At 70.3% G+C, this 23,312-nt stretch carries 17 protein-coding genes and 1 other RNA gene; 10 read left to right on the forward strand and 8 right to left on the reverse strand.

Features of this window, described 5'->3' with window-relative positions:
- Positions 1-8: 8 nt before the first annotated feature.
- A complete protein-coding gene (locus tag FV234_RS03960) occupies positions 9-2,885 on the reverse strand; it encodes an EAL domain-containing protein (protein ID WP_147828166.1) in 2,877 nt (958 codons plus the stop codon).
- A gap of 237 nt (positions 2,886-3,122) precedes the next feature.
- Between FV234_RS03960 and FV234_RS03965 the strand changes: the two genes are divergently transcribed.
- Positions 3,123-3,479 (forward strand): plastocyanin, encoded by a 357-nt coding sequence (locus FV234_RS03965; protein ID WP_147761529.1) that lies wholly within the window; start codon positions 3,123-3,125, stop codon positions 3,477-3,479.
- Positions 3,480-3,485: 6 nt separating this feature from the next.
- Here FV234_RS03965 and FV234_RS03970 read toward each other — a convergent pair whose 3' ends face one another.
- The gene (locus FV234_RS03970) at positions 3,486-4,760 is read right to left on the reverse strand and encodes an efflux RND transporter periplasmic adaptor subunit (RefSeq protein ID WP_147828167.1); all 1,275 of its coding nucleotides are present in this window, start codon (positions 4,758-4,760) and stop codon (positions 3,486-3,488) included.
- 110 nt (positions 4,761-4,870) lie between these two features.
- Positions 4,871-6,121 (reverse strand): gephyrin-like molybdotransferase Glp, encoded by a 1,251-nt coding sequence (glp, locus tag FV234_RS03975; RefSeq protein WP_147828168.1) that lies wholly within the window; start codon positions 6,119-6,121, stop codon positions 4,871-4,873.
- 490 nt (positions 6,122-6,611) lie between these two features.
- Between glp and FV234_RS03980 the strand changes: the two genes are divergently transcribed.
- On the forward strand, positions 6,612-7,919 hold the full coding sequence (locus FV234_RS03980; protein ID WP_246686110.1) for a hypothetical protein: 1,308 nt from the start codon (positions 6,612-6,614) through the stop codon (positions 7,917-7,919).
- 21 nt (positions 7,920-7,940) lie between these two features.
- Here the strand turns inward: FV234_RS03980 and FV234_RS03985 are convergent, their stop codons facing one another.
- The 3 genes from FV234_RS03985 to FV234_RS03995 all read right to left on the reverse strand — a co-directional run bounded on the left by FV234_RS03985 (position 7,941) and on the right by FV234_RS03995 (position 11,606).
- Complete coding sequence (locus FV234_RS03985; RefSeq protein ID WP_147828169.1) at positions 7,941-9,071, reverse strand: GNAT family N-acetyltransferase; 1,131 nt, start codon at positions 9,069-9,071, stop codon at positions 7,941-7,943.
- Positions 9,068-10,063, reverse strand: a complete 996-nt coding sequence (locus tag FV234_RS03990; RefSeq protein WP_147828170.1) for a sterol desaturase family protein — start codon at positions 10,061-10,063, stop codon at positions 9,068-9,070. The genes FV234_RS03985 and FV234_RS03990 overlap by 4 nt, the downstream gene beginning before the upstream one ends.
- 364 nt (positions 10,064-10,427) lie before the next feature.
- Positions 10,428-11,606 carry a glycosyltransferase gene (locus FV234_RS03995; RefSeq protein ID WP_238271374.1) on the reverse strand — a complete coding sequence of 393 codons (1,179 nt, stop codon included), beginning with the start codon at positions 11,604-11,606 and terminating at the stop codon, positions 10,428-10,430.
- A 208-nt stretch (positions 11,607-11,814) separates the two neighbouring features.
- Here FV234_RS03995 and FV234_RS04000 point away from each other — a divergent pair, with 208 nt between their 5' ends.
- Together FV234_RS04000 and FV234_RS04005 are read left to right on the forward strand one after the other, a co-directional pair.
- On the forward strand, positions 11,815-13,038 hold the full coding sequence (locus FV234_RS04000; protein ID WP_147828172.1) for a DUF1972 domain-containing protein: 1,224 nt from the start codon (positions 11,815-11,817) through the stop codon (positions 13,036-13,038).
- Between the two features lie 2 nt (positions 13,039-13,040).
- Positions 13,041-14,294, forward strand: a complete 1,254-nt coding sequence (locus tag FV234_RS04005; RefSeq protein ID WP_147828173.1) for a cellulase family glycosylhydrolase — start codon at positions 13,041-13,043, stop codon at positions 14,292-14,294.
- Here FV234_RS04005 and FV234_RS04010 read toward each other — a convergent pair.
- Both FV234_RS04010 and FV234_RS04015 read right to left on the reverse strand, forming a co-directional pair.
- Entirely contained in the window at positions 14,248-15,516 is a 1,269-nt protein-coding gene (locus FV234_RS04010) for a VpsF family polysaccharide biosynthesis protein (protein ID WP_147828174.1), read from the reverse strand. The two genes, FV234_RS04005 and FV234_RS04010, sit on opposite strands and share 47 nt — an antisense overlap.
- A 76-nt stretch (positions 15,517-15,592) precedes the next feature.
- Positions 15,593-17,695 carry an exopolysaccharide transport family protein gene (locus FV234_RS04015; RefSeq protein ID WP_147828175.1) on the reverse strand — a complete coding sequence of 701 codons (2,103 nt, stop codon included), beginning with the start codon at positions 17,693-17,695 and terminating at the stop codon, positions 15,593-15,595.
- Between the two features lie 309 nt (positions 17,696-18,004).
- Between FV234_RS04015 and FV234_RS04020 the strand changes: the two genes are divergently transcribed.
- The 6 genes from FV234_RS04020 (at position 18,005) to FV234_RS04045 (ending at position 23,307) form a co-directional block, all read left to right on the forward strand.
- Entirely contained in the window at positions 18,005-19,516 is a 1,512-nt protein-coding gene (locus FV234_RS04020; protein WP_147828176.1) for a formyl transferase, read from the forward strand.
- Positions 19,517-19,579: 63 nt separating this feature from the next.
- A non-coding RNA gene (gene ssrS, locus FV234_RS04025) (6S RNA) lies at positions 19,580-19,736 on the forward strand.
- Positions 19,726-20,313, forward strand: a complete 588-nt coding sequence (locus tag FV234_RS04030) for a 5-formyltetrahydrofolate cyclo-ligase (RefSeq protein WP_147828177.1) — start codon at positions 19,726-19,728, stop codon at positions 20,311-20,313. Before ssrS ends, FV234_RS04030 begins: the two co-directional genes overlap by 11 nt.
- Before the next feature lie 2 nt (positions 20,314-20,315).
- Positions 20,316-21,134 carry a TIGR00282 family metallophosphoesterase gene (locus tag FV234_RS04035; protein ID WP_147828178.1) on the forward strand — a complete coding sequence of 273 codons (819 nt, stop codon included), beginning with the start codon at positions 20,316-20,318 and terminating at the stop codon, positions 21,132-21,134.
- A gap of 251 nt (positions 21,135-21,385) precedes the next feature.
- Positions 21,386-22,294: a MotA/TolQ/ExbB proton channel family protein gene (locus FV234_RS04040; RefSeq protein ID WP_238271395.1), complete on the forward strand. Its 909-nt coding sequence runs from the start codon at positions 21,386-21,388 to the stop codon at positions 22,292-22,294.
- On the forward strand, positions 22,294-23,307 hold the full coding sequence (locus tag FV234_RS04045) for a peptidoglycan -binding protein (RefSeq protein ID WP_147828180.1): 1,014 nt from the start codon (positions 22,294-22,296) through the stop codon (positions 23,305-23,307). The genes FV234_RS04040 and FV234_RS04045 overlap by 1 nt, the downstream gene beginning before the upstream one ends.
- Positions 23,308-23,312 lie beyond the last annotated feature (5 nt).

Genomic DNA, 23,312 nt, shown 5'->3' on the forward strand with positions numbered 1-23,312 from the left:
GCGGCCGCTCAGGCGATCGCGCGCTTCGCGCCGTTCCAATGGGCGATGAGGTCCGGCAGTTCGGCGGCCGGGACCGGCCGGCTGAACAGGTAGCCCTGGACCTCGTCGCAACCCTCGGCCCGGAGCTTGGCCAGCTGCGCCTCGGTCTCGACGCCCTCGGCGGTGGTGGTCATCCGCAGGCTCGCCCCGAGACCGATCACCGCTCGGACGATGAACTCGGTGCCGTCCTCCGCGCAGAGGTCCCGCACGAAGGACTGGTCGATCTTGATCTTGTCGAAGGGGAAGCTGCGCAGGTAGCTCAGGCTCGAATAGCCGGTGCCGAAATCGTCCATCGAGACGCGCGCGCCGAGCATCTTGAGATTGTGCAGGATCGCCGTCGTCGCACCGGGGTTGGCCACGAGCACGGATTCGGTGATCTCCAGTTCCAGGCGGTGGCCGGCGAGGTTGGTGGCCTGCAGGGCGTCGCGCACCGCCGTCACCAGGCTCGCCGAGGTGAACTGCACCGCAGAGACGTTGACCGCGACCTTGAGGCCGTCGGGCCAGCGGGTCGCCTCTTCGCAGGCGCGGCGCAGCACCCATTCGCCGAGCGGGACGATCAGGCCGAGTTCCTCGGCCACCGGGATGAACTCCACCGGCGACACCCGTCCGCGCACCGGATGGTTCCAGCGCAGCAACGCCTCGAAGCCACAGATCCGCTCGGCGTTGAGGCAGTAGATCGGCTGGTAGTGGACCTCGAAGTCCTCGTTGGCGACGGCCTCGCGCAGGTCGACCTCGAACAGGCGCCGCGCCTGCAGCCGCGCATCCATCTCCGGCTCGAAGAACCGGAACGACCCGCGGGCGTCGACCTTGGAGCGGGCGAGGGCCACGTCGGCGTTCTTCAGGAGCTTCTCGCAGCTCGTGCCGTCATGGGGGGCCAGGGTGATCCCGAGGGTGACGCCCAGCGTGACCGTGTGGCTCGACAGGACGTAGGGCGCGCCGAGCACTTCCACGAGGCGGCGGGCGAGGACGGCGGCGTCCTCGGCGGTGTCGATTCCGCGCTGCAGGATCGCGAACTCGTCGCTGCCGAGGCGAGCGCAGGTGTCGATCTCGCGGATGCAGGCCTCGATCCGGTTGGCGGCGGCCTTCAGCAGCTCGTCGCCGACCACGTGGCCGAGGGTGTCGTTCACCGGCCGGAAGTCGTCGAGGTCGAGGCAGAACACGGCGAAGCCACTGCTGCGCCCGGCCTGCGCGATCGCGGCGTCGACCTGCTCGCTGAACAGGATGCGGTTCGGCAGCCCGGTGAGCGCGTCGTGGTGGGCGAGGAAGGCGATTCGCGCCTCCGCCTTGCGCCGGTCGGTCACGTCGTCGAAGGTCGCGACGAAGCCGCCGTCGGCCGTCGTGCGCTGCTCGATGGCGACGACGCGGCCGTTGGCGAGTTCCTGGAAATAGGTGCGGTCGGGACCGGCCGCGAAGATCGCCTCGGCCTCGCGCACCAGGTCGACGCGGCCGGAGCCGGGATGGTGGCCGGCCCCGAGGCTGCGTTCGAGAACGGACACGACCGACATGCCGGGGACGACAGAGCCCGGCGGCAGGTTGTAGATCTCGCCGTAGCGCCGGTTCACCACCATCAGCCGGTGGTCGGCGTCGTACAGGCACAGGCCCTGGCTCATGTTGTCGAGCGCCGCGTCCAGGCGCAGGTTGGTCTGGGTGAGCCCGGCCTCCTGCTCCTTGAGCACGCTGATGTCGCTGCACACGGCGACGAACCCGCCCTCCTGGGTGGCGCTGCGGCTGACGCGCAGCCAGCGCCCGTCGGCGAGCTGGACCTCGCCGTCCCGCGAAAGGGTGCGGGCGCAATCGACCAGCGCAGCGGGGGCGTCGGCGTGGCCGTTGGCGAGCGCGGTCACCGACGAACCGATCTCGACCGCCGAGCGCAGACCGATGAAGAACTGAAGCGCCTGGGCATTGGCGAGCGCGATCCGCCCGTGGGCGTCGACGACGACGACGCCCTCGCGCGAGCTCTGCAGCGCGTCGGCGAGCAGGGTCTCGGCCGAACGGCGCTGGCTGACCTCGCGCTCCATCATCGCCTGGATGTTGTCGCGCATAGTAGCCATGGCCCGCAGCAGCGCGCCGAGCTCGTCGCGGCCGCCGGTCGGCACGGCGTCGTCGAGGCGTCCGGCCGCGATCCGCGCGGCCACCGAAGAGGCCGCCGCGAGGGGCCCGGTGATCCGGCGGTTCAGCAGGTAGGCGACGAAGCCCGACAGGATCAGCGCGACCGCCATCGCGATCAGGTTGAAGCGCACCTCCTGCGCGACCACCTTCCGGGCAGTCTGGCGGAAGACGAAGCCGTCGCCGGCAGTGTAGTTGACCAGGAGCTCGATCTGCCCGTCGACGATTCCAGCTTGGCGATCGAGGGCGTCCCAGGCGGCGATCTTGGCCGTAGACCCGTCTAGGCCGTGGCGCATCGTCTCCCAAAGCTCGACGCCCTCCTGAACGGCCTTGGCCGAGCGGACCACGCGGTCCGATTGCGAGCGCTCGACGGCGATCCCAAGATCCTCGGTGAGCGTGGAGGCGAGTTCGTTGATCGCGGCATCCAGCTTGGCGGCGGCGGCCGGGTCGCGGGTCACCATGCGACGGGCGAAGGCCGAGCGCATGTTGGCGAAGTCCGCCGCCGCGGCCCGCGCGTAATTGATTGACATCAGGCATTCGTCGTAGGTGCGGTTGACGAGCTCACCCGCCTCCTGAAGCCCCTGGATGGCATAGATCCCGAGGGTACCGGTGATCAGGCTCATCGTCAGGAAGGCGACGAGGATCCGGCCGCGGATCGTCGTCCCGGCATCGGCGATACGCCGCAGCGCGCCGGCCCTCGAGCGTCCGCCGACCTTCGATCCGGTTCGATTCCATCGCATGGAAACGTAGCTTCTTCCTGCCCGCACCGCGTCAAGATAAGCGTGAAATGTTAAGGCGGCATTAGTCGCCGCCACGCGTATCCCCGGCTGGATCGGCGATCGGGCCGAACAGCACCGTCGTAACCATCGCCTCGGATATCGCGCAGGACGGCCGCCAGCGTCAGCCAAATCTTAACGACGACGACCTAACCGTCGAGCATCATCTTCGGAAATGCCATGTCACGGCTTGAGGGATCGATGGTCGGCCGCGTTTTCCGAAGTCCGTTCGCGGCCACAGCGACGGCCCTTGTCGCCGGCCTTCTCGCCGGCGTCGTCTTCGTCGGCCGGCTGGAGGCGAGCGGGCACCTCGTCTCGCAGAAGGGGCGGGCGTTCCAGCCGAACAGCCTCGTCATCACGCGCGGCGACACGATCACCATCGTCAACGACGACAGCGACCTGCTGCACCACATCTACATCGAGTCGGACGCCTTCAACTTCGATTCCGGCGACCAGGTGCCCGGCAGCCGCACGCCGGTGACGTTCGAGAAAAACGGCACCTTCGTCGTGCTCTGCGGCATCCACCCGAAGATGAAGCTCATCGTCCGGGTGAACTGACCGCCTTCAGCGGGCGGCCGCCTGGACCGGCTTGGCCTCGCCCTGGCCGCCGTCGCGGATCACCCGCTGCCCGTCGCGAAGGTCGGCGGGCGGCCCGAGAACGATCCGCTCCTGCCCGGTCAAGCCCTGGTCGATCTCGATCGTCGTGCCGAAGTCGCGCTTCACGTGGATCGCGCGCCACTCGGCCCGGTCGTCGTCGCCGACCACCGCGACCTGCGTGCCGCGCTGGTTGAACACCAGCGCCTCCGCCGGAACGATCACCGCCGGCTCCGGGCGCGGGATCTGCAGCGTGACGTAGACGTAGAGGCCGGCGCGCAGGGCCCCGTCGGGGTTCGGCACGTCGACTTCGGTAGTCAGCGTCCGCGACGCGCTGAGCAGGGCGACGGAGCTGCGCTCGACCCGGCCCGAGAACGTCCGGTCCGGGATTTGCGGCACCTTGATCGAGGCCTCGACGCCCTTCTTCACGCCGATGGCGGCGTTTTGGGGCACGTTCACGCTGATGCGCACGATGTCGTCGCGGTCCATGCCGAGCAGCGGCGTGCCGCTGCCGTCGGCCTTCACCAGGTCGCCGACGTCGACGCTGCGCGTGGTGACCACGCCGTCGAAGGGCGCGACCACGTCCTTGAATCCGGTGAGCGCCTTCAGGCGGTCGACCGTGGCGTCCTGCGCCTTGATGTTGGCTTCGGCGACCTTCACCCCGGCCTCGGCCGCAGCGAGCGTCGCGCCCTGGCTGAGCACGCCGGCTTGCGAGTTGTCGGCGTTCTGGCGCGAGGCCCAGCCCTGGGTCGCCAGCGTCGAGGTGCGGTTGTTGGTGAGGTTGGCGAGGTTGACGTTGGCGCGGGCCTGGTCGACCTGCGCCTTGGCCTGAAGCAGTTGCGCCCGGATCTGCCCAGACTGCGCCTCGGCCTGGGCGAGCTGCTGGTCGAGTTCGGGGGCCGCGATCCGGAGCAGGATGTCGCCGGCCTTGACCCGCGAGCCGATGTCGACCCGGCGCTCGGCGACGTAGCCGGTCGCGCGGGCGAAGATCGCGGCGCGGGCGAAGGCCTGGATGTCGCCGGGCAGCGTCAGGTCGACCGGCTTGTCGCTGCGCTCGACGGCGGCGATGCGCACCCGCGGCACTGCATCGCGCACCTTGCGCTGCGTTTCGGTGGCGGCGGCCGCCTGCTTCCAGTGGCCGTAGCCGCCCCAGCCGAGCAGGCCGGCGGCGACCAGCCCGACGAGGAGGAACGGGCGCTTGCCCGGCGGTGGGGGAACGTCGCTCACCGCGGCGTGGGGCTTCATGACGCTCTCGCCTTCCGTCCGCAGCAACGATGCCGGCACACACCCTACGATACCCCGCCTTGCGGTGCCGGCCTAGCGCTCGCGGCGCCGCATCGCCGACGATCCGGCGATCACCACAGGGTCGGATAGGGGTGGAACGCGAGCGTGTCGCCGGGCTCGATGCGGGTGACGGGCTCGGGCACGTCGGCGAGGCCGTCGCTGCCGGTGAGCGAGGTGATGGTGCCCGAGCCCCCGCGCGGGAATAGGGCGGCCTCGAAGGCGCCGTCGGCGGCGCGCGTCACGCAGACGCGCAGGAACTCGCGCCGGCCGGATTTTCGCGAGAGCGCGAAGGCGGACCGGACCGGCACGCCCAAAGCCGGCTCGTGCACCGCCCCGCCGAGGCGGTCGAGCAGCGGCCTGACCACGAAGGCGAGGGTGACGTAGGCCGCCACCGGGTTTCCCGGAAGTCCGACGAAGGGCGTCCCGGCGACCATTCCCACCGCCACCGGACGCCCAGGCTTGATCGCGAGGCGCCAGAACGCGAGCGACCCCGCGGCGGCGACCGCCCCCTTCACGTGGTCCTCCTCTCCGACCGAGACGCCGCCGGAAGTCAGGATCAGGTCGTGGGATTCGGCCGCCGCGCGCAAGGCCGCCGCAAGCGAAGCGGGCTCGTCGCGCAGGATGCCGAGGTCGGTCGCGTCGGCCCCGAGGCGCCGCAGCAGGGCGATCAGCATCACGCGGTTGCTGTCGTGGATGCCGGAGGCGGCGCGCAGGCCGCCGGGCTCTATCAACTCGTTGCCCGTGGAGAACACCGCAACGCGCAGCGCGCGGCGAACGGACAGGTCGCCGCGGCCGATCGCGGCGGCAAGCGCCAGGTCCTGCGGGCGCAGCCGTCGCCCGGCCGGGATCGCCACGCTACCGCGGGCGATGTCCTCGCCGGCCGGGCGGCGGTTGGCGCCGCGCACGATGCCGGCGGGCAGCGCGACGCCGTCGGCGACGACCGCGACGTCCTCCTGCATGAACACCGTGTCGGCGCCCGCGGGCATCGCCGCTCCGGTGAAGATCCGGTCGGCAGCGGACGCATCGAGGGGCGCGGGCGCGGCGCCGGCGGGCAGGCGCCCACGCACCGGCAGCCGCGTCGGCCCGGCTTCGGACAAATCGGAGAAGCGCACCGCGTAGCCGTCCACCGCCGCGTTGTCGAAGGGCGGGACGTCGATCTCCGCGAGTATATCCGCGGCGGCGATGCGGCCGTCGGCGCGGGACAACGGGACGGACTCGACGCCGGCCACCACCGGAAAGCGCGCCAAGATCGTCGCCGCCGCCTCGGCGACAGACATCACCGGCGCCGAGGGATCGAAGCAATCGTCGCTGAGGCGCGTCATCGCGCGTCGTCTCCGTGCCGCGCGGCCGATGGCGCCGGACCGGTTCGGGCGGGAAAATCGGGTGCTGCGCGAGGCGTCACGGGCGGCCGGTCGAACGATGGAGGCCGGGCTTGCGGCATCGCAGCCGTCCGATCAAGCCCCGTCGAGACCAAAGCGCGTCCCCGACATCGTCGCACGCCCGCCCTTCGGCCTGGCATGCGCCAGACGTCGTAAGCTACGTGCGTAGTTGGCCGAGAGAAACCTTTGCGCCATCCACCCGTATGGTGCGTTGCGCAACAAGCAACAGGGTTCGGTCCGGGTGTCGATGCAGCCAATTCCGGCGCCTGCGATGGGTTGGCGATCGATTCAAACTAAGAGATATCCTAAAGAAAATCTTACTTCATCATGCCGATATCGAGCGTAGATGCGGAAACATTTTGACACATATCGTGGTCGAACTTGCTATTCCTTCGTTGAACGCAATGGTCGGCTTCGTTCGGAGCCGGCCCGCATGAAACGGCCGGACATCGCGCGCTTCGGCCGACGCTTCGCCGTGATCCTGTCCGGCGAGCTGATCCAGAGCCTCTTCCATTTCGTCCTGAACATCGTGCTGGTGCGCGAGCTCGGGGCGCACGGATACGGGCTGTTCGCGATCGTCTTCACGATCGGCGCGGTCGGCGTCACCTATATCCGCGCTTTGGTCGGGGTACCGGCGACCTTGTTCCTGTCGCGCAGCCTCGGGCGCCCGGCCGAGCGCGGGCACGACATGGTGTTCGGCTCCGGCGCGACCGCCGTGGCGCTGCTGATGGCGGGCGCGGTCTCGATCGGGCTCGCGCCGGTGATCGGCGTCACGGCGCTCGCCGGCGGCGCCTTCGTCGGGCTCTACGCGTTTCGCAGCTACCTGCGGATCGTGCTGCTCGCGCGTCAAAAGCCCTGGGTCGCGGGCGCGAGCGACATCGTCTACGCCGCCTGCGGACTGGGCCTGGTCGCGTTCCTTCATTCCAGCGACGAGGCCCTGTTCGAGCACGCCTTCCTCGGCATCGCGGGGGCGCAAGCCATGGGGATCGCCGTGGCGCTGGCGGCTCTCGGGCGTCCCGTCCGGGTCTCGTTCCGCGCCAGCGTGCGGCGGCGCTACGCCGGCATCTGGCGGCCGCTGGCCTGGTCGCTCCTCGGCGTCACCGGCACCACCGTACAGGGGCAGGGGCTGACGCTGCTGTTCGCGGTGCTCGCCGGACCCGCGGCCTATGCGCCGATCGCCGCGACCCTGGTTCTGTTCGCGCCACTGCGCATCCCGACCAACGCCCTCAACAACATGGTCCTGCCGGAGATCTCGGCGCTGCTCGCCGCGGGTCGGCGGCGCGAGGCGCGGCGCCTCGTCCTGCGCAGCACGGCCCTGATCGGGCTCGCCTGCTTCGCCTACGGCGCGGCGATGTGGGCGGCACTGCCGATGATCGAGAGCCACCTCTTCAAGGGGCGCTTTTCCCACGAGCCGATGGCGGGCATCGGCTTCGGAGTCTGGTGCGTGGTGACGATGGCGCTGCTCTACGCGATTCCGCGGGCGTTCCTCGAAGCGTCGGCCGCCTTCCGGGTGATCGCCGCCGGCGCGCTGGTCAGCGCCGTCGTCGGCTTCCTGATCATGGTGCCGCTGCTGCTCACCATGGCGCCGCCCTTCGCGCTGATCGGGCTCGCGGTCTCGGAATGCGTCACGGCCCTGTGGTCGGCGAAAGCCTTCCGCGACCGGTCGCGCCACCCGGACGGACGTGTCCGAACGGCGGCGCACCGTGTCGTCGGGGCCGCCGCGCCGCCGGCCGGCGCTTAAGCGGGCGTTGAAAACGCGGGTTCAGGCCGCTTCGCTGGCCGCGGCGACCTGAGGCGGCGCCGGCTTGACCGTCCGGCGGCGCATGTCGCGGACCACGAGGTTCCAGGAATCGAGCATCATCGCCGCCGCGCCCGGCAGGGTCCTGCGTCCCATGAAGGCGTCGAGGGTGACGCTGGTGGTGGCGAAGCGGCTCTTGAACGCCTCGGCCCCGCACAGGAAGTCGACGGTGTGCAGGCCCTGGTCGATCGACCACTGGATGTAGTCCATCATCAGGACCATGCCGGGCGAGCCGCGCTCGAAGGCCGGATCGTAGGTGGTGACGAACGCCATCATCGTCCCGGCCTGGACGAAGTTGATCGACACGGCGACGACGACGCCGTCGCATTCGAGCACGAAGGCCCGCAGCAGGCCGGTCTCGGCCAGCACCCGGACCAGCGCGGGAAGTGCCAGCGAGCCCTCGTCGTAGAGGTTCGATTCAAGCTGGTTGCCGGCGAGCCACTTGCGCTTCAGGTCGGCCAGCCGAAGCAGCACCGGCTCCATCGGCTCGTCGGGGGGCAGCAGGCGGAAGCGCAGGGTGCCGGATTCGCCGATGAACTTCTGGCCGCGGCGGTAATTCTGACGGGTCTTCTTCGATTGCGAGGCCATCCAGGCCTCGCCGGTCGGCCAGTCGCCGGCGACGCGAAAGCTCACGTCGCTGCGATGGTTCGGACGCAGGCGCACACCTGCTGCGGCGGCCGGCTCGAGCAGCGCGCGCGCCTTCGCGCCGGGAAGCAGGCGGTTGAGGTAGACGAGGTCGAACCCGCCCGCAGACGAGAGGTACGCCCACATCCGCCGGACGAGGCCGGAATCGTCGCCGACGAGAAGGGCGTCGCCGTAATCGGTGTGGTCCTTGGCCGCCCATTCGAGCAAGCGCAGACCTTTACGCCGACAGGTCGCCATCGGCAGGACCGCGACCAGGGTCTCGCCGCGCCAGGCGAGTACGACCTGCAGGGCGCGGCGCTCGCGGTCGGGCACCGTCGCCCACCATGCCGCGATCCAGGCATGGCTTTGGAACACTAGCGCGCCGGATTCGCGCCACAACGCGGCCCAGGCCGGGCCGACGGCGGCGAGCCGCTCGGCGGTGCGGACGATCTCGAAACGTTCGGCGCTCACGGCTGGACCTCTTTATGGGATGAGATCGCGGCCGGGCGGCGCGGCCGCAGGCGCCGCTTGATCACGAGCCACATCTTCTTCAACGGCAGGATGTAGAGGCCCTTCAGCGACTGGTAGTCGCGCACGTCGCGGTCCACGAGGCCGAACTTGAAGCTCTCGTTCGGCTTCGGCACACACAAGGTCCCGAAGACCCGGTCCCAGAACGAGAACAGCAGCCCGAAGTTCTTGTCGTAGTGCCGCGGATTGGTGCTGTGGTGCAGCTGGTGCCAGTGCGGACACAGGATCAGGTTGTTCAGCTTCCCGAACGAGATCTTGAAGTGCGTGTGCCGGACGAAGTCCATCATCAGGATGTTGCGCATGATGTAGACGTTCACGCCGAACACAGTCACCTCCACCGGATTCAGGGCGATCAGCGTCCAGAGCCCGAAGCAGATTCCCGGGATGACGCCGTCCCAGGCGCGATTCATGAGCTCGTCGAGCGGGTGGACGCGATCCTTGGTGATGCCGACCATCACCTCCGCGGAGTGGTGGACCTTGTGCAGCTCCCACAAGAATGGGAAGCGGTGCTGGGCCGTGTGGTAGAGGTAGTACGAGATGTCGTAGGCGAGCAGCATCGTCACGGTGAAGACGATGACAGTTATCGGCCCCGGCGATCCACCCATCAGCGGCGCATCGATTCCGAACAGCGTGCCGACGACCTTGTTGGTGGCGTAGCCGACCGAGACCACGAAGGTGACGCCCGCCGGGATCAGCAGGAAGGGCATGATCGCCTTCCGGGAAATGTAGAAGAGCAGGTCGGCGCGCGCGGACGGGTGCGTGATCACCTCGTGCGGCAGGATGAACTCGAAGAACTCGGCGAAGGATTTCTCCTCCACGGTCCGCCAATACGCGATCACCGCGCAACCGAGGGCGGTCGCCAGTAGAAGGCCGGCTGCTAGGAGGTTCGCGGCGGAGATGCGGTCGAGGATTTCCTCGATGAAGGTGCTGATCATATCCCATCTCTCATGCCCGCGGCGACCGGTCGGCCGCTTGCAGGTCGAAGTACGGAAGACCGGCACGCGCGTGCGCCCCGGCTAGATCGTATGACGTTCGCCACCGCGGGTTGCGGTCTGCGGCGATGAGGGACAGCAATACAACGTGCGGTCGTTCGATGGAACGACGCACGGCAAAACATTCGCAGAAGAATACCTACGAAGGACTTACCGGACAGTGTAAGCTCGACCGTATCCTCAAGCTCTCGTTCCGTTCCCAGTTCCTTGACCGATCAAACGGGCCGGCCGGGAAACCGAAGTTTGGATAACGGATCGTTGCGCCGGCGCCGGTGACGGCAGCTTGCGCAACCGACTTCGCTGGCTGTCAGCCGGCGGATTTCGAGGCGGCGTCGGCGGGGGCGCGGGCGTCGCGCACGCGGGCGGGCTCGCGCTGAAGGGTGAGGCGCAGCATCGCCGCGATGCCCTCGGCCGCGAGCTTCTCGTCGAAGATGCGCTCGTAGCGGGCGCGGGCAGCCGCGGGATAATCGCGCCACAGGTCGGGACGGGTGACGATTTCGGCGAGGGTGCGCGACAGCGCCTCGGCGCTGCCCGGCGGCACGACCCAGCCGGTCGCCCGGTCCTCGACGATCTCGGTCAGCCCGCCGATCCCGGAGACGAGCGGCGGGATGCCGTAGGCCAGGGCCTCGATCGCGACGCGGCCGAGCGACTCGGGCAGTTGCGAGGGCACCGCGACCACGTCCGCCCAGCGGTAGAGCGAATCGGGCTCGGCGACGAAGGGCGAGCAGGCCACCTGGCGCGAAAGCCCGGCCTCCGCCACCTGCGCCGCCAAGGCGGCCTCGCGGGCGTCGTCCTCGAAGGCGCTGCCGACGATCTTCAGCTCGACCCGCGACCGGACCGCCTCCGGCAGCTGCCGAATCGCCTCGACGAGGACCTCCTGGCCCTTGATCCGGCTGATCCGCCCGAGCATCAGCACGCGAAGCGGCCGGTTGCCGTCGTAGCGGGCCGGGTTGGGCACCGCCGGGCCGGCGATCCCGTTATAGACCACGCGCGCGGTCGCATCCTTCGGCATCGCGAAGGCGGCCTGGGTCGCGCGCGAGTTGAAGACGATGTTCGCCCGGCTCCAGCGGATCAGGCTGCGCAGCACCGTCAGGGTCGCGCCCTCCGGGATTTCGTGGACGTGGACCACCGTGCGGCCGGGCAAGAGCCGCGCGGCGAGCAGATAGTCGGCCACCACCGTGGTGTTCACGTAGACGAGATCGCTCGCGCGGATGCGCCGGAGCGCCCGAGCGACCGCGAAGGGAAGAGCCGCCATGCCGAGCGTCGCGAGGCGCAGGAGGTTACGCCGGCGCAGCACCCAGATCGGCTCGATCACGATCCGCGAGGCGGCGCCTTCGAGCGAGGCGACGATCGGGCCGGCCTTCGGCAGCACCACGTCGATCCAGGCCTGCGGATAGGCTTCGCGGATCGTCCGCACCGTCTCGCAGAAGCTGCGATCCGACCCATAGAGCTCGTAGCCCTGATGCACGCAGGTGATGCGCCGCACGGCGCCGCCCCCCTCACGTGCCGAGAGGAACCCGCTAGCCGGAGAAACATTCCCGTCCGTGACGGACAACCCGGTTCGAAGTACTGATTGAAAACGCATAAGTTGAACACACTTCTATTACAACAACTATGGGTTGTAATCGTAAGAGAATTCGTTATTAATTCTGATGACATACCGTAACTCGATTGAAATCGGAAGGGGTATGCGTATGCGGGAACTTGCGCCGGCGATCCTTATTCTTGGAACGCGCGGCATCCCTGCGGCGCATGGCGGCTTCGAGACGTTCGCGGAACGGCTCGCCCTACATCTCGCCGCACGTGGCTGGCGCGTCGGCGTCTACTGCCAGCGGGAGGTCGAGACGGTCGGGCAGCGTGTCTCGACCTCGGTCTGGCGGGGGGTCGACCTGATCACCGTGGAGGTCGCAAGCACCGGCCCGGCGGCGACGCTCGCTTTCGACGCGTTGTGCGCGCACGACGCCGCCGCGCGAGGCGGCGTCTGCCTCGTGCTCGGCTACAACGGGGCTGTGTTCCTGCCTTATCTCCGCCTGCGCGGCGCGAAGGTGCTGACCAACATGGACGGGATCGAGTGGCGCCGCCCGAAATGGTCCGCGGCGGTGCGGGCGTTCTTCTGGATCAGCGAGTGGATCGCGGCCTGGAGCTCGCACCGCCTGATCGCGGACCACCCGGCCATCGCCGACCACCTCGCGACCCGCCGCCCGCGAAACGCGATCACCACGATCCCGTATGGCGGCGACCCGATCCGCGCCACGAGCGAGGCGCCGATCCGGGCGCTCGGGCTCGAATCGGACCGGTTCCTGGTCTCGATCGCCCGGATCGAGCCCGACAACAACATCCTGACCTTCGTCGAGGCGTTCTCACGTGCGCCGCGCTCTGCCAAGCTGGTGGTGCTGGGGACCCTCGATCCCGAGAACGCCTACCATCGGGCGTTGCGGGCCGCGGCAGGGGAGGGCGTGATTTTTCCGGGAGCGATCTACGAGGCCGAGACGGTGCAGGCGCTGCGCCATCACGCCCGCGCCTACCTCCACGGCCACACGGTGGGCGGCACGAACCCCTCTCTGGTCGAGGCGCTGTGGGCCGGCAACGCGGTGATCGCGCACGACAACGCCTTCAACCGCGGCACCGCGGGCGAGGGCCAGCTCTACTTTGCAGACGCGGACGGCTGTGCGCGCGCGATCGAGACGGTGCTCGGCGACGCCGCCGCCCTCGCCGCGGCCCGGGCGGGGGCCCGGCGGCGGGCGGCCGACTTTTCGTGGGGCGACATCCTCGCCGCCTACGAGCGAGAGGTGCGCCGGCTCGGCGGCTACCCGCCATCCTCCGAGCCGGTTTCAGACGGGACGCGCCCCCTCGGCGTCGATGCTCCTGATCCCGTCGAGGGAAGCCCGAGAGTGACGGCGGCGGACGGGGTCGCCTGACGATGGATGCGAACCGCCGTGCGGTCATCGGTGGCGCCGTGGCGCTGACGCTCGCCGGTCCGGCCCGGGCCGCGCCGCCCGAGCCGCTGGCCCTGCGCCGCGGCATCAGCCTGTGGCCCTGGTTCTCGCTGACCCAGGAGTTCCCGGCGCCGCGCACCGACTACGCCTGGCCGCCGTTCCAGCCCGACCGGCCGGTGCCGAATGCCGACGACCTGCGCCGGCTAGCCGAAGCGGGGTTCGACTTCGTGCGCCTGCCGATCGATCCCGGCCCGTTCGCCGCCCTTGCCGGGGCGCAACGCGAGCGGCTGTTCGGCATCCTGTCCGAGGCGGTCGACCTGATCCTCGCGAGCCGGCTCTCCCTGGTGCTGAACGTCCAGGCCAACGCCGCGACGCACCACTACAACCCGGACCGGTTCTACGGCTCGGCGACGGCGCCGCTGTTTTCCGCCTACCGCGACGTGGTCGTCGAGCTGGCGCGGCGCTTCGGCGCCCGGGCGCCCGGCCGCATTGCACTGGAACCGGTCAACGAGCCTCCGCAGGCCTGCGGGGCGGTGGCCTGGAACCGGGTGCAGGAGGCCCTCCTCGGCGCCGCGCGAAAGGCGGCGCCGTCCCTGACGCTGGTTGCGACCGGCGCCTGCGGCGGCATGGGCGCGGGCCTGACCGCACTCGATCCCGCGGCCTTTACCGCGCTGGACCCGGTGCTCTTCACCTTCCACTTCTACGAGCCGTACCTGTTCTCGCACCAGGGCGCGCCGTGGATGAAGGACGAGCCGATCTACCGGGCGCTGAACGACGTGCCCTGGCCGGCCCGCGCCGGGAAACTGGAGGAGACCCTCGCGGCGGTCCGAGCCCGCATGCGCGCCGACGCCCAAACCTCGGAGACGGACAAGGCAGCGGCCTACGCCGTGACCGAGGCGAAGCTGAAGGAGTATTTCGCCGCCGACCCGGACCGCGGCTACCTCGACCGCAGCCTCGTCGACATCCGCACCTGGGCCGACCTCTACGGCATCCCGCCGGGGCGGATCCTGATGGGCGAGTTCGGCGCCCTGAAGAGCGATGCGCGCTACGTCGCCTCGCGTGCGCCCGACCGCGCCCGCTACATCCGCGACGTGCGCGAGGCGGCGGAGGCGGCGGGCTTCGCCTGGGCGTTCTGGAACCTGTTCGACGGGCTCGGCCTGATGGACGACGCCCACCGGATCGATCCCGCGATCATCGCGGCGCTCGGCTTGGCGATGCCGGGGACGCCGAGGCGGTGACCGGTCGGCGCGGGTAGAGCACCAGCAGCATCAGCGCGAACTTGGCGAGCATGGTCGTCTTGCCGCCGATGCTCTCGAACGTGTTGATCAGCACCACGAAGGCGAGGATCGGCAGGAACACGCCGTGCCGGCACTGGCGCGCCACCTCGTAGAGGAACAGCGCGATGGCGACGATGAGCAGCACCGTCATCGCGACGCCGTTGTAGAGCAGGCTGCGCACGACCGGGTTCTCGATGCCCCATTCGAGCCCGTACATCCGGCGCAGGGTGTCGACCACCGACGGGTCAGGCCCAACGAGCAGGTCGCGGAACGGGATCGCGTCGAAGATCGCCAGCATCTCGACCCGGGCGTTGGCGCTGCCGCCGTCCGAGACGAAGCGCTCCAGCAGCGCGTCGAAGAAGCCGCCGACGGCGAGGCCGCCGACCACGATCGGCACCATGGTCAGCCCGAAGGCGGCGATCGCCGCTCCGAGCAGCGGCACCCGCCCGTTGCGCAGGGCGCGGTTCAGGGCGACCACCGCGAAGACGCTGCCGAAGGCCAGCGTCACCACCGTGGCCGAGCGTCCGCCGAAGGTGATCAAGGCCACGAGCTGCAGGACGATGAACCCGGCCCGCGTCGTCGGCCGCAACCGGCCGCCGCCGTTGAACAGCGCCAGGATGTAGCAGGCGGTCAGCGTCGCGTTGGACAGGGGATGCCCCTGCAGCGCGGCCGAGCGCGTGTCGGTGTCGAAGGCTTGCCCGTCCATGCGGAACGGAAAGAAGCGCTGGCCGCTTGCGAACTCGAAGAGGCCGAGCAAGGCGTTCGTGACCATCACCGCGTGCACCGCGATCTCCACGCGTCGCATGGTGATCGCGTCCCGGTCGGCCATCAGGATCACGACGAGGCCGGTGAGGACGTAGGTGTCGATCGAGCCGGCGAGCCCAGTGCCGTTGCGTGAAGCGATGAAGGCGAGCAGACCGAATCCGACGAGGCAGAGCAGCACGCTGGCCGGCCGCCGCTCGCCGGCTGCCGCCACCGCGATCACCGGGTTGCCGGATCGCAGCATCGTCCAGCCGAACAGAAGGACCGCGAGATAGCTCGCCGGGTGGACCTTCTGCGCCGCCGAGCCGGTGATGCCGTCGTAGTTGATGCCCAGCACCCAGAGCATCCCACCCGACAGGCCCCAGGTGACGAGCGCCAGCGCCACCAAGGCCCAGGATTCGAACCCCACGAGCGACGGCAACGGGAACGCTTGCGGCGTCCGGCGCACGGAGCCGGCTGTCGCCGCGGAGCGACAGGCCCGGGTCACGGGTGCCGCCTCAGCTCGCCGCGCGGGCATCGAGCAGGAGCGAGCCCGAGACCGGCCGACCGAGGGCTTCCGACGTGCCGACGAGGTTCAGGAGGTCGCGCTGGCGGGTGGCGCCGTTGCGCACGATCAGCAGCAGGCGGTCCGCCGCGGCCGCGACCGGCCCGATCCGCAGGTTCTCGGAGAGCACGCCGCCATCGAGGATCACCAGCTCGTAGCGCCCCTTCACCCCGGCGAGGAAACGCTCGACGTTGGTGCGCAGGAACGCGTCGCGCACCGGCTTCTGCGCGTCGCCCATGCCGATCCGGCGCGCGCCCGTGGCCGGGTCGAGGCGGGCGACGGCGTTCAGGCTCTGCTCGCCGCGCAAGACGTCGAGGAGGCCGCCGACCTGCGAATCATCGATGCGCATGTCGGCGTCGACGATCAACACGCGCTCGCCGCGGGCGACGGCGACGGAGGCGAGCAGGTCGATCACCGCCTTGCGGTCGGCGTCCTCCGCCTCGCCGGAGGTGACGAGGATGCTGATCGAGCGGCCGCCGTCGGCCGATTCGTGCAGGTGGTCGAGGGTGAAGCCCGCCGCCGACGCGCTGGCGCCGTCGCCCCCCCGGCGCAGGCGCGGCAGGGTCGCGACCACCGGAGCGTTCGAAAGGCGTTCGAGCTGGCGCTGCGACAGCACCGTCGGCTCGGCATATTCCCGCACCAGGGCGAAGCCGGTGCCGAGGCCGAGGCCCGCAAGCGAGGCGGCGAGCACCAGGAACAGCCGCGGCGGCCACGAGGAATCGGCGGGCGGCCGCGCCCAGGTGATGACGCGGGCGTTGGTGGTATCGATCCCGGTCTGCTCCTTCAGCTCGCGCGAGCGCACCAGGAAGTTGTTGTAGACCGAGCGACTCGCTTCCACGTCGCGCTCCAGCTCGCGCAGGCGGATGCTCGACTGCGCGCTGACGGCGGATTGCTTCTGGAGCTTCTCGAGGTCCGCGGTGAGCGTGCGCTCGTTGGCCTGCGCCCGCTGGTATTCGGCTTCCGCGGCTTGCGCGATGCGCCCGAGTTCGCTGTCGATCAGCTGCTTCACGTCCTGCATCTGCGCCCGGGTCGCGGCGATGAAGGGGTGCCGCTCGCCGAGGTTGGTGCGCAGGTCCGCCTCCTTGCTCGCGAGCTCGGCGTACTGGCCGCGCAGGCGGTCGATCACCGAGGATTGGATCGCCTCCGGCGTCGCGCCGGCGGCGAAGGGCCGGCCGCGGGCATCCTTGACGCCCTGCAGGCGGGCGCGGGCCTCGGCCGTGCGGGTGCGGGCCGCGACGACGCGGGCGTTGCTGTCGGTGAGCTGCTGCTCGCCGACGAGGCGCCCGCTCGATGCGATCAGCCCGTTCTTCGCCTTGTAGTCCTCGAGCCGCATGTCGGCCTGGTTGACGGCAGCGCGCAGGTCGTCGAGGCGGCCGCGCAGCTCGCCCGCCGCGCGCTTGGCACCCTCGGCCCGGGCCTCGCTCTGGTCGGAGAGGTAGGATTTGGCGATGGCGTTGACGATCCGGGCCGACTTGTCCGGGTCGGTGGTCGTGACGATGACGTCGACGACGAAGACCTTGTCGGCGCGCTTCACAGCGAGCTTGCGCCGGAGCCGGTCGAGGGACTGGCCGCGGGCGTCGACCAGGCGTTCGGGCTGCGGCCCGGTGACGAGCTCGCGCAGGGAGCGAACGGCGCCCGCGACGGCTCCGCCCTTGGCCGCGCCGAACTCGGGATCCTTGTCGAGCCCGGTCTCGGCGATGGCGCGCGACAGAACGGTGTCGGATTCGATCACGCGGACTTGGCTCTCGACCTGCGTCACGCCGCCGTCGGGCGCGAGCGCGCCGGGGTTGATGTCGTTGGTCACGACCATGCGGTCCCTCGGGTCGATCAGGAGCTGCGCGGTCGCGGTATAGAGAGAGGGCGTCACGACGGCGTAGGCCAGCGCCGCCAGGCCCAGGACGGCGGCCGTGCCGAGGATCATCTTCCAGCGTCGGGCGAGGATGCGCCACAGGTCGCCGAGCTCGGCCGTCGTCTCCGGCTTGGACGGCGCGGCGCGCTCGGGCACCATCGGCTCCATCCAGGCCGAGACGGCGAGGTTTCTGTTCAGCTGTTCCACCGTCGGACACCGTCGTCTCGAATGGGGTCGTTTTTATGGACGTGCGAAGTGACAGTGCAAGTTGCGCGCAAGTGAATGAAAATCCCTCAAGACTGCGTAGGGGCGCAGCTTCTGGGATCGATTCTTGCGGCGAGGGTTAATCTAGATCAGCCGCCCGCTCTGTTTTTCCGGTTATCGTCTCGGTTACAAAATTAGTGATAGATCGCGATGGCGGGTCGCGTCGGGCATCCGGGATTGGCGCTGGACGCCGATCCCGCCCAGCGCCCACGCTGCGTTCGAGGGCATGTCTCAGAAAGATCGGTCGGCGGCATGCGTCTGAGGTTGCGTCTCGATGGTCGGAGGCCGCGGCTTTGGCAGGCGCAGCTGCTCCGCCGGGTCGCCGGCCTGCCCGGCGTCGAGGCGATCGAGATCGATGCCCGTCCCGGGTCGGACGTATGGCCTGCCAACGCCGACCTGCTGTTCTCCCTGGAATCGCTGATCCACCGCCTGCCGCGCTCGGGCGCCTCGGCGCCCGCCGACCTGTCGGCTTGGCCGCAGGCGGGGCGCGCCCGCCCGGACCTGATCCTCGACCTCTGCGGCGACGTCGAATCCGAGGCGGCCGATGCGATCTGGCGGCTGACCTTCGACGGTTGCGCCGGCGAGGCGGGCCTCCTCGCCAGCCTGCTGGACGGGCGGGCACCGGGGATCGCATTTTCGGACGGAAGCCGGGTTGTCGCGTCGGGCCGCACCGGCACCGAGCGTCGCGGCGTGATGTTGACTTCCTTCGACGACGCGCTGTTCCGCACGGTGTCGCTGCTGTCGGCCGCCGTCGCCGGGCGCCGCGAGCCGAGCCCCATCCGAGCCGACGCCGACGCGCCGCCGGCCGAGCTTCCCGCCCGCGAGATCCTGGCGCGGACCGGGCGCATCCTCGCCCACGCGATCGCGCAGCGGCTGTATCACCTTTGCTACCATGCCCCGCACTGGCGGGTCGGCTGGCGCCGGCTCGCCGGCGGGCCGGATGTGATCGACCTGCGCCGCCACCCCGACGCCGGCTGGACCACGCTGCCCGACGACGGCCGGCGCTTCTACGCCGACCCGTTCCCCCTCGACCATCGCGGCGAGACCTGGCTGTTCGTCGAGGACTACGTTCACGCGCTGGCCAAGGGCATCGTCTCGGCGGTTCGGGTCGGGTCCGATGGGCCGATCGGCGTGCCGGTGCCGGTGCTGGAGGAGGCGCATCACCTGTCCTACCCGTTCGTCTTCGTGCGCGACGGCGAGGCCTGGATGGTGCCCGAGACCGGCAGCGCCGGCACGATCGAGCTCTACCGCGCCACCGCCTTCCCCGGCGGTTGGGTGAAGGAGGCGACGCTGGTATCCGGAGTGGTGGCCAGCGACGCGACGCTCGTCGAGCACGACGGCCTGTGGTGGATGTTCGCGACGGTCCGCGACGCGCCGCTCGGGGCGGCGCTCGGCAGCGGCTCCTACTCGGATGCGCTCCACCTCTGGTCGGCCCCGGATTTCCGCGGGCCTTGGACGCCGCACGCACACAACCCGGTGCTGGTGGACGTCGCCTCGGCGCGTCCGGCCGGACGCATCGTCGCGCGCGGCGGCGCGCTGATCCGGCCGATCCAGGATTGCACCGAGGGCTACGGCCGCGCCCTCGCGCTCGCGCGGATCGACCGCCTGGACGCCGACGGCTACGCGCAGACGGTCGAGACCCGGCTCACCGCCGGCCCAGCCTGGCCCGGCACGCGCCTCCACACCCTGAACCGGTCCGCGAGGCTGGAATGCATCGACGGCTCGGCGCGCTCGCCGCGGCTGCGCACGATGCTCGGCCGCTGAAATCGCAGGAGCCGGCGCCGCCGACCCCTGGCGCGACGGGGGTCGCACCGCTACATGGGTTGTGCGGGGCTGCAGAGTCCGTCAGGAGCACTTTCCCCGGGGCCTTATCGACTCCCCCGGGAGCTGTCCCTGGCCTCGTCCCTGGACTTGGTCAACACGGCGCCCACCTACACTGTAGGTTTCCCGGGATCGATCCTCCAACGGCTCACGTGGCTCCGCACTCGACTTCCTCCGACAAGGCCGCCCTGCGCGGTCAAGCCCTCGCCCGGCGCGACGCCCTCGACCCGGATGCCCGGCGCGCCGGATCGCTCGCGATCGCCGAGCACGTTCTGGCGGTCGACGGCCTCGCCGACGCCGCCCTCGTCGGCGCGTTCTGGCCGATCCGCAGCGAGGTCGATCCGCGCCCGCTGATCGAGCGGTTCTTCGCCCGCGGGCAGCGGGTCGCCCTGCCGAAGGTGACGCCGGACGGGCTGGTGTTCCGCGAGTGGCGCGCCGGCGAGGCGTTGGTCGCCGGCCGCTTCGGCCTCAGCGAACCGCGCGACGACCTGCCGGCCCTCGACCCCACCGCCCTGATCTTGCCGCTGGCGGCCTTCGACCGGCGCGGCCAGCGCATCGGCTACGGCCGCGGCTACTACGACCAAGCGATCGCCCGGCTCTCGCGGAACGGGCCGGTGCTCACCGTCGGCATCGCCTTTGCGGTCCAGGAGATCGACCGGGTCCCGGCCGAGCCGCACGACCGCCCCCTCGACCACCTCGTCACCGAGGCCGGCTTCGTTCCCTTGAGCAAAGACCTCTGACGATGCGCCTTCTCTTCCTCGGCGACGTGGTCGGGCGCCCCGGCCGGAAGGCCGTCACCGACCGGCTTCCGTCCCTTCGAGAGCGCTGGCGGCTCGATTGCGTCGTCGTCAACGGCGAGAATGCGGCCGGCGGGTTCGGCATCACCGAATCGATCTGCGACGAAATTCTCGGGGCCGGCGCCGACGCGGTGACGCTCGGCAACCACTCCTTCGACCAGCGCGAGGCCTTGGTCTTCATCGCCCGGCAGCCCAAGCTCGTGCGGCCGGCGAACTACCCGCCCGGCACGCCGGGCCGCGGCGCGACCATCGTCGAGACCCGCGCCGGCGCCCGCATCCTCGTCGTCAACGTGATGGGGCGGCTGTTCATCGACGCGCTCGACGACCCCTTCGCCGCAGTCGAACGCGAGTTGTCCGCCTGCCCGCTCGGCGAGGCCGCCGACGCCGTGATCGTCGACGTGCATGCCGAGGCCACGAGCGAGAAGCAGGCCTTCGGCGTGTTCCTCGACGGCCGCGCCAGCCTCGTCGTCGGCACCCACACCCACGTGCCCACCGGCGACCACCGCATCCTTCCCGGCGGCACGGCCTACCTGACGGATGCCGGGATGTGCGGCGACTACGATTCGGTGCTCGGCATGCAGAAGGAGGAGCCGCTGCGCCGCTTCCTGCAGAAGACGCCGGGCGCCCGCCTGGAGACGGCGCAAGGGGAGGGGACGCTCTGCGGCATCGCCGTGGAGACCAACGCCGCCGGCCTCTCCGTGCGGGTCTCGGCCGTGCGCCTCGGGCCTCACCTTGAGGAAACCTGGCCTCGGGACTGGGATTAGCGGCTTCGAACGCCGGGAACGACAGTCGCGCGGCTTGATCGCACCGGAGGCTGACGCCACAGTGCCGGCCTGTTCGATCGAGGCCGCCGATCATCTTCGGAAGACGGCCTCGCGCCACCTTTCCCCTCGCGTCACCTGCCGAAGAGTCGCGACCGATGGCCGCCCGTTCCGACACCGCGTTTCCCGCCGCCCCAAGGGCGGAGGGGCCGACCACGAGGCCGATCGCGAAGCCGGGCATCTACCTGGTCCGGATGCTGGTCTTCCTGATTCTGGTCGGCTTCCTCGCCTTCATCCTGTTCCGGCAGATCACCCCCGCCTTCCAGGCCAACCCGGGCCTGAACGGACTGATCCTCGGCGTGCTGCTGATCGCGGTGCTGCTCGCCTTCGGGCAGGTGATCCGGCTCTACCGCGAGGCGTCCTACGTCAACGCCGTCGCGTCCGGCGAGGCGGCCAAGCGCCCGCCGAGCCTCGTCGTCCCGCTGGTGCCGGCGATCCAGGCCCGGCGCGAAGGCGCGACGCTTCCCGGCGTCCGCCCGTTCCTCGACACCGTCGCCGCACGCCTCGACGAGGGCCGGGACATCCTGCGCTACATCGCCGGCATCCTGATCCTGCTCGGTTTGCTCGGCACGTTCTGGGGCCTGATCGACACGCTCTCCGCGGTCGGCTCGGTGATCAAGTCGATGCGCGGCGGCGGCGAAGCCAGCGTGATGTTCGACGAGCTGAAGAACGGGCTCGCCGTCCCCTTGAGCGGCATCGGGCTGGCGTTCTCGGCGTCGCTGTTCGGCCTGGCGAGCTCGCTGATCACCGGCTTCCTCGACCTGCAGGCGGGGCAGGCCCACGCCCGCTTCCACAACGAGCTGGAGGATTGGCTGGTCTCGGGCGAGGGGGCGGCCGCACCCGCCCTCGTCCAGGCGCACCAGGAACCAGCGGCGGCCGAGGCGCTGAAGGAAGCGGTCGAGCGGCTCACCGCCGTCGTCTCGGAAGGCGCGAACGGGCGCGCGGCGACCCAGGCGATGACCAACCTCGCCGAGGGCATCCAGGGCCTCGTCCAGCACATGCGCGCGGAGCAGCAGATGATCCGCGACTGGGTCGAGGCCCAGGCCGGCCGCGAGCGCGAGATGAAGCAGGTGCTCGACCGGCTCGGACGCGAGCGGGCCTGATGGCCTCTCGTCTCGTCCGCCGCGACCGCAGCGTCAACGTCTGGCCGGGCTACGTCGACGCGCTGGCGACGCTGCTGCTGTCGGTGGTGTTCCTGCTGACGATCTTCGTCGTCGGCCAGTTCTTCCTGTCGCAGGAACTGACCGGGCGCGACACCGTGCTGGCCAAGCTCAACCGCCAGATCGTCGACCTCACCGACCTCCTGGCGCTGGAGCGCTCGAACCGGCGCGGCCAGGAGGAGACGGCGCAGGCGTTGCGTAACACCCTGCTCGCCGCCGAGGCCGAGCGCGACCGTGCCCGCGCCGACGCCGCTGCATCCGCCGCGCATCGCGGCCAGGCGGGCGACCTCGACAAGCAGCTACAGGCCGAGCGGAGCGCCGCCGGCCGGGCGCAGTCGCAGATCGACATGCTCAACGACCAGATCGGCGCGATGCGGCGCCAGCTCGCAGCCCTGGAGGATGCGCTGGCAGCCTCGGAAAGCCGGGACCGCGAGAGCCAAGCCCGGATCGCCGACCTCGGCAGCCGGCTGAACGTCGCGCTCGCGCAGAAGGTGCAGGAGCTCGCGCGCTACCGCTCGGACTTCTTCGGGCGCCTGCGCCAGATCCTCGGCAACCGCACCGACATCCGCGTCGTCGGCGACCGCTTCGTGCTGCAATCCGAGGTGCTGTTCCCGGCGGGCTCCGCCTCGCTCAAGCCGGAGGCCAGCCCGGAGCTCGATCGGATCGCCGGGGCGATCCTCGACCTCGCCAAGCAGATCCCCTCCGACCTGCCCTGGGTCCTGCGCATCGACGGCCACACCGATGCGCGGCCCATCGCGAGTGCGCAATTCCCCTCGAATTGGTCGCTCTCGGCCGCGCGCGCCATCGCCGTGGTCCAGTACCTCGCCAGCAAGGGGCTGCCGCCGCAGCGGCTGCTCGCCGGCGCCTTCGGCGAGTTCCAGCCGCTCGATGCCGGCACAACCGAGGAAGCTTACGCCAAGAACCGGCGCATCGAGATGAAGCTGACCGAGCGCTGACGGTC

The sequence above is a fragment of the Methylobacterium sp. WL8 genome, from assembly GCF_008040045.1.
Lineage (GTDB): Bacteria > Pseudomonadota > Alphaproteobacteria > Rhizobiales > Beijerinckiaceae > Methylobacterium > Methylobacterium cerastii.

Coding starts and splice junctions, on each gene's coding strand:
- FV234_RS03960 (WP_147828166.1), bottom strand. CDS start 2,885: ATGCGATGGAATCGAACCGGATCGAAGGTCGGCGGACGCTCGAGGGCC.
- FV234_RS03965 (WP_147761529.1), top strand. CDS start 3,123: ATGGTCGGCCGCGTTTTCCGAAGTCCGTTCGCGGCCACAGCGACGGCC.
- FV234_RS03970 (WP_147828167.1), bottom strand. CDS start 4,760: ATGAAGCCCCACGCCGCGGTGAGCGACGTTCCCCCACCGCCGGGCAAG.
- glp (WP_147828168.1), bottom strand. CDS start 6,121: ATGACGCGCCTCAGCGACGATTGCTTCGATCCCTCGGCGCCGGTGATG.
- FV234_RS03980 (WP_246686110.1), top strand. CDS start 6,612: ATGAAACGGCCGGACATCGCGCGCTTCGGCCGACGCTTCGCCGTGATC.
- FV234_RS03990 (WP_147828170.1), bottom strand. CDS start 10,063: ATGATCAGCACCTTCATCGAGGAAATCCTCGACCGCATCTCCGCCGCG.
- FV234_RS04000 (WP_147828172.1), top strand. CDS start 11,815: ATGCGGGAACTTGCGCCGGCGATCCTTATTCTTGGAACGCGCGGCATC.
- FV234_RS04005 (WP_147828173.1), top strand. CDS start 13,041: ATGGATGCGAACCGCCGTGCGGTCATCGGTGGCGCCGTGGCGCTGACG.
- FV234_RS04020 (WP_147828176.1), top strand. CDS start 18,005: ATGCGTCTGAGGTTGCGTCTCGATGGTCGGAGGCCGCGGCTTTGGCAG.
- FV234_RS04035 (WP_147828178.1), top strand. CDS start 20,316: ATGCGCCTTCTCTTCCTCGGCGACGTGGTCGGGCGCCCCGGCCGGAAG.
- FV234_RS04040 (WP_238271395.1), top strand. CDS start 21,386: ATGCTGGTCTTCCTGATTCTGGTCGGCTTCCTCGCCTTCATCCTGTTC.
- FV234_RS04045 (WP_147828180.1), top strand. CDS start 22,294: ATGGCCTCTCGTCTCGTCCGCCGCGACCGCAGCGTCAACGTCTGGCCG.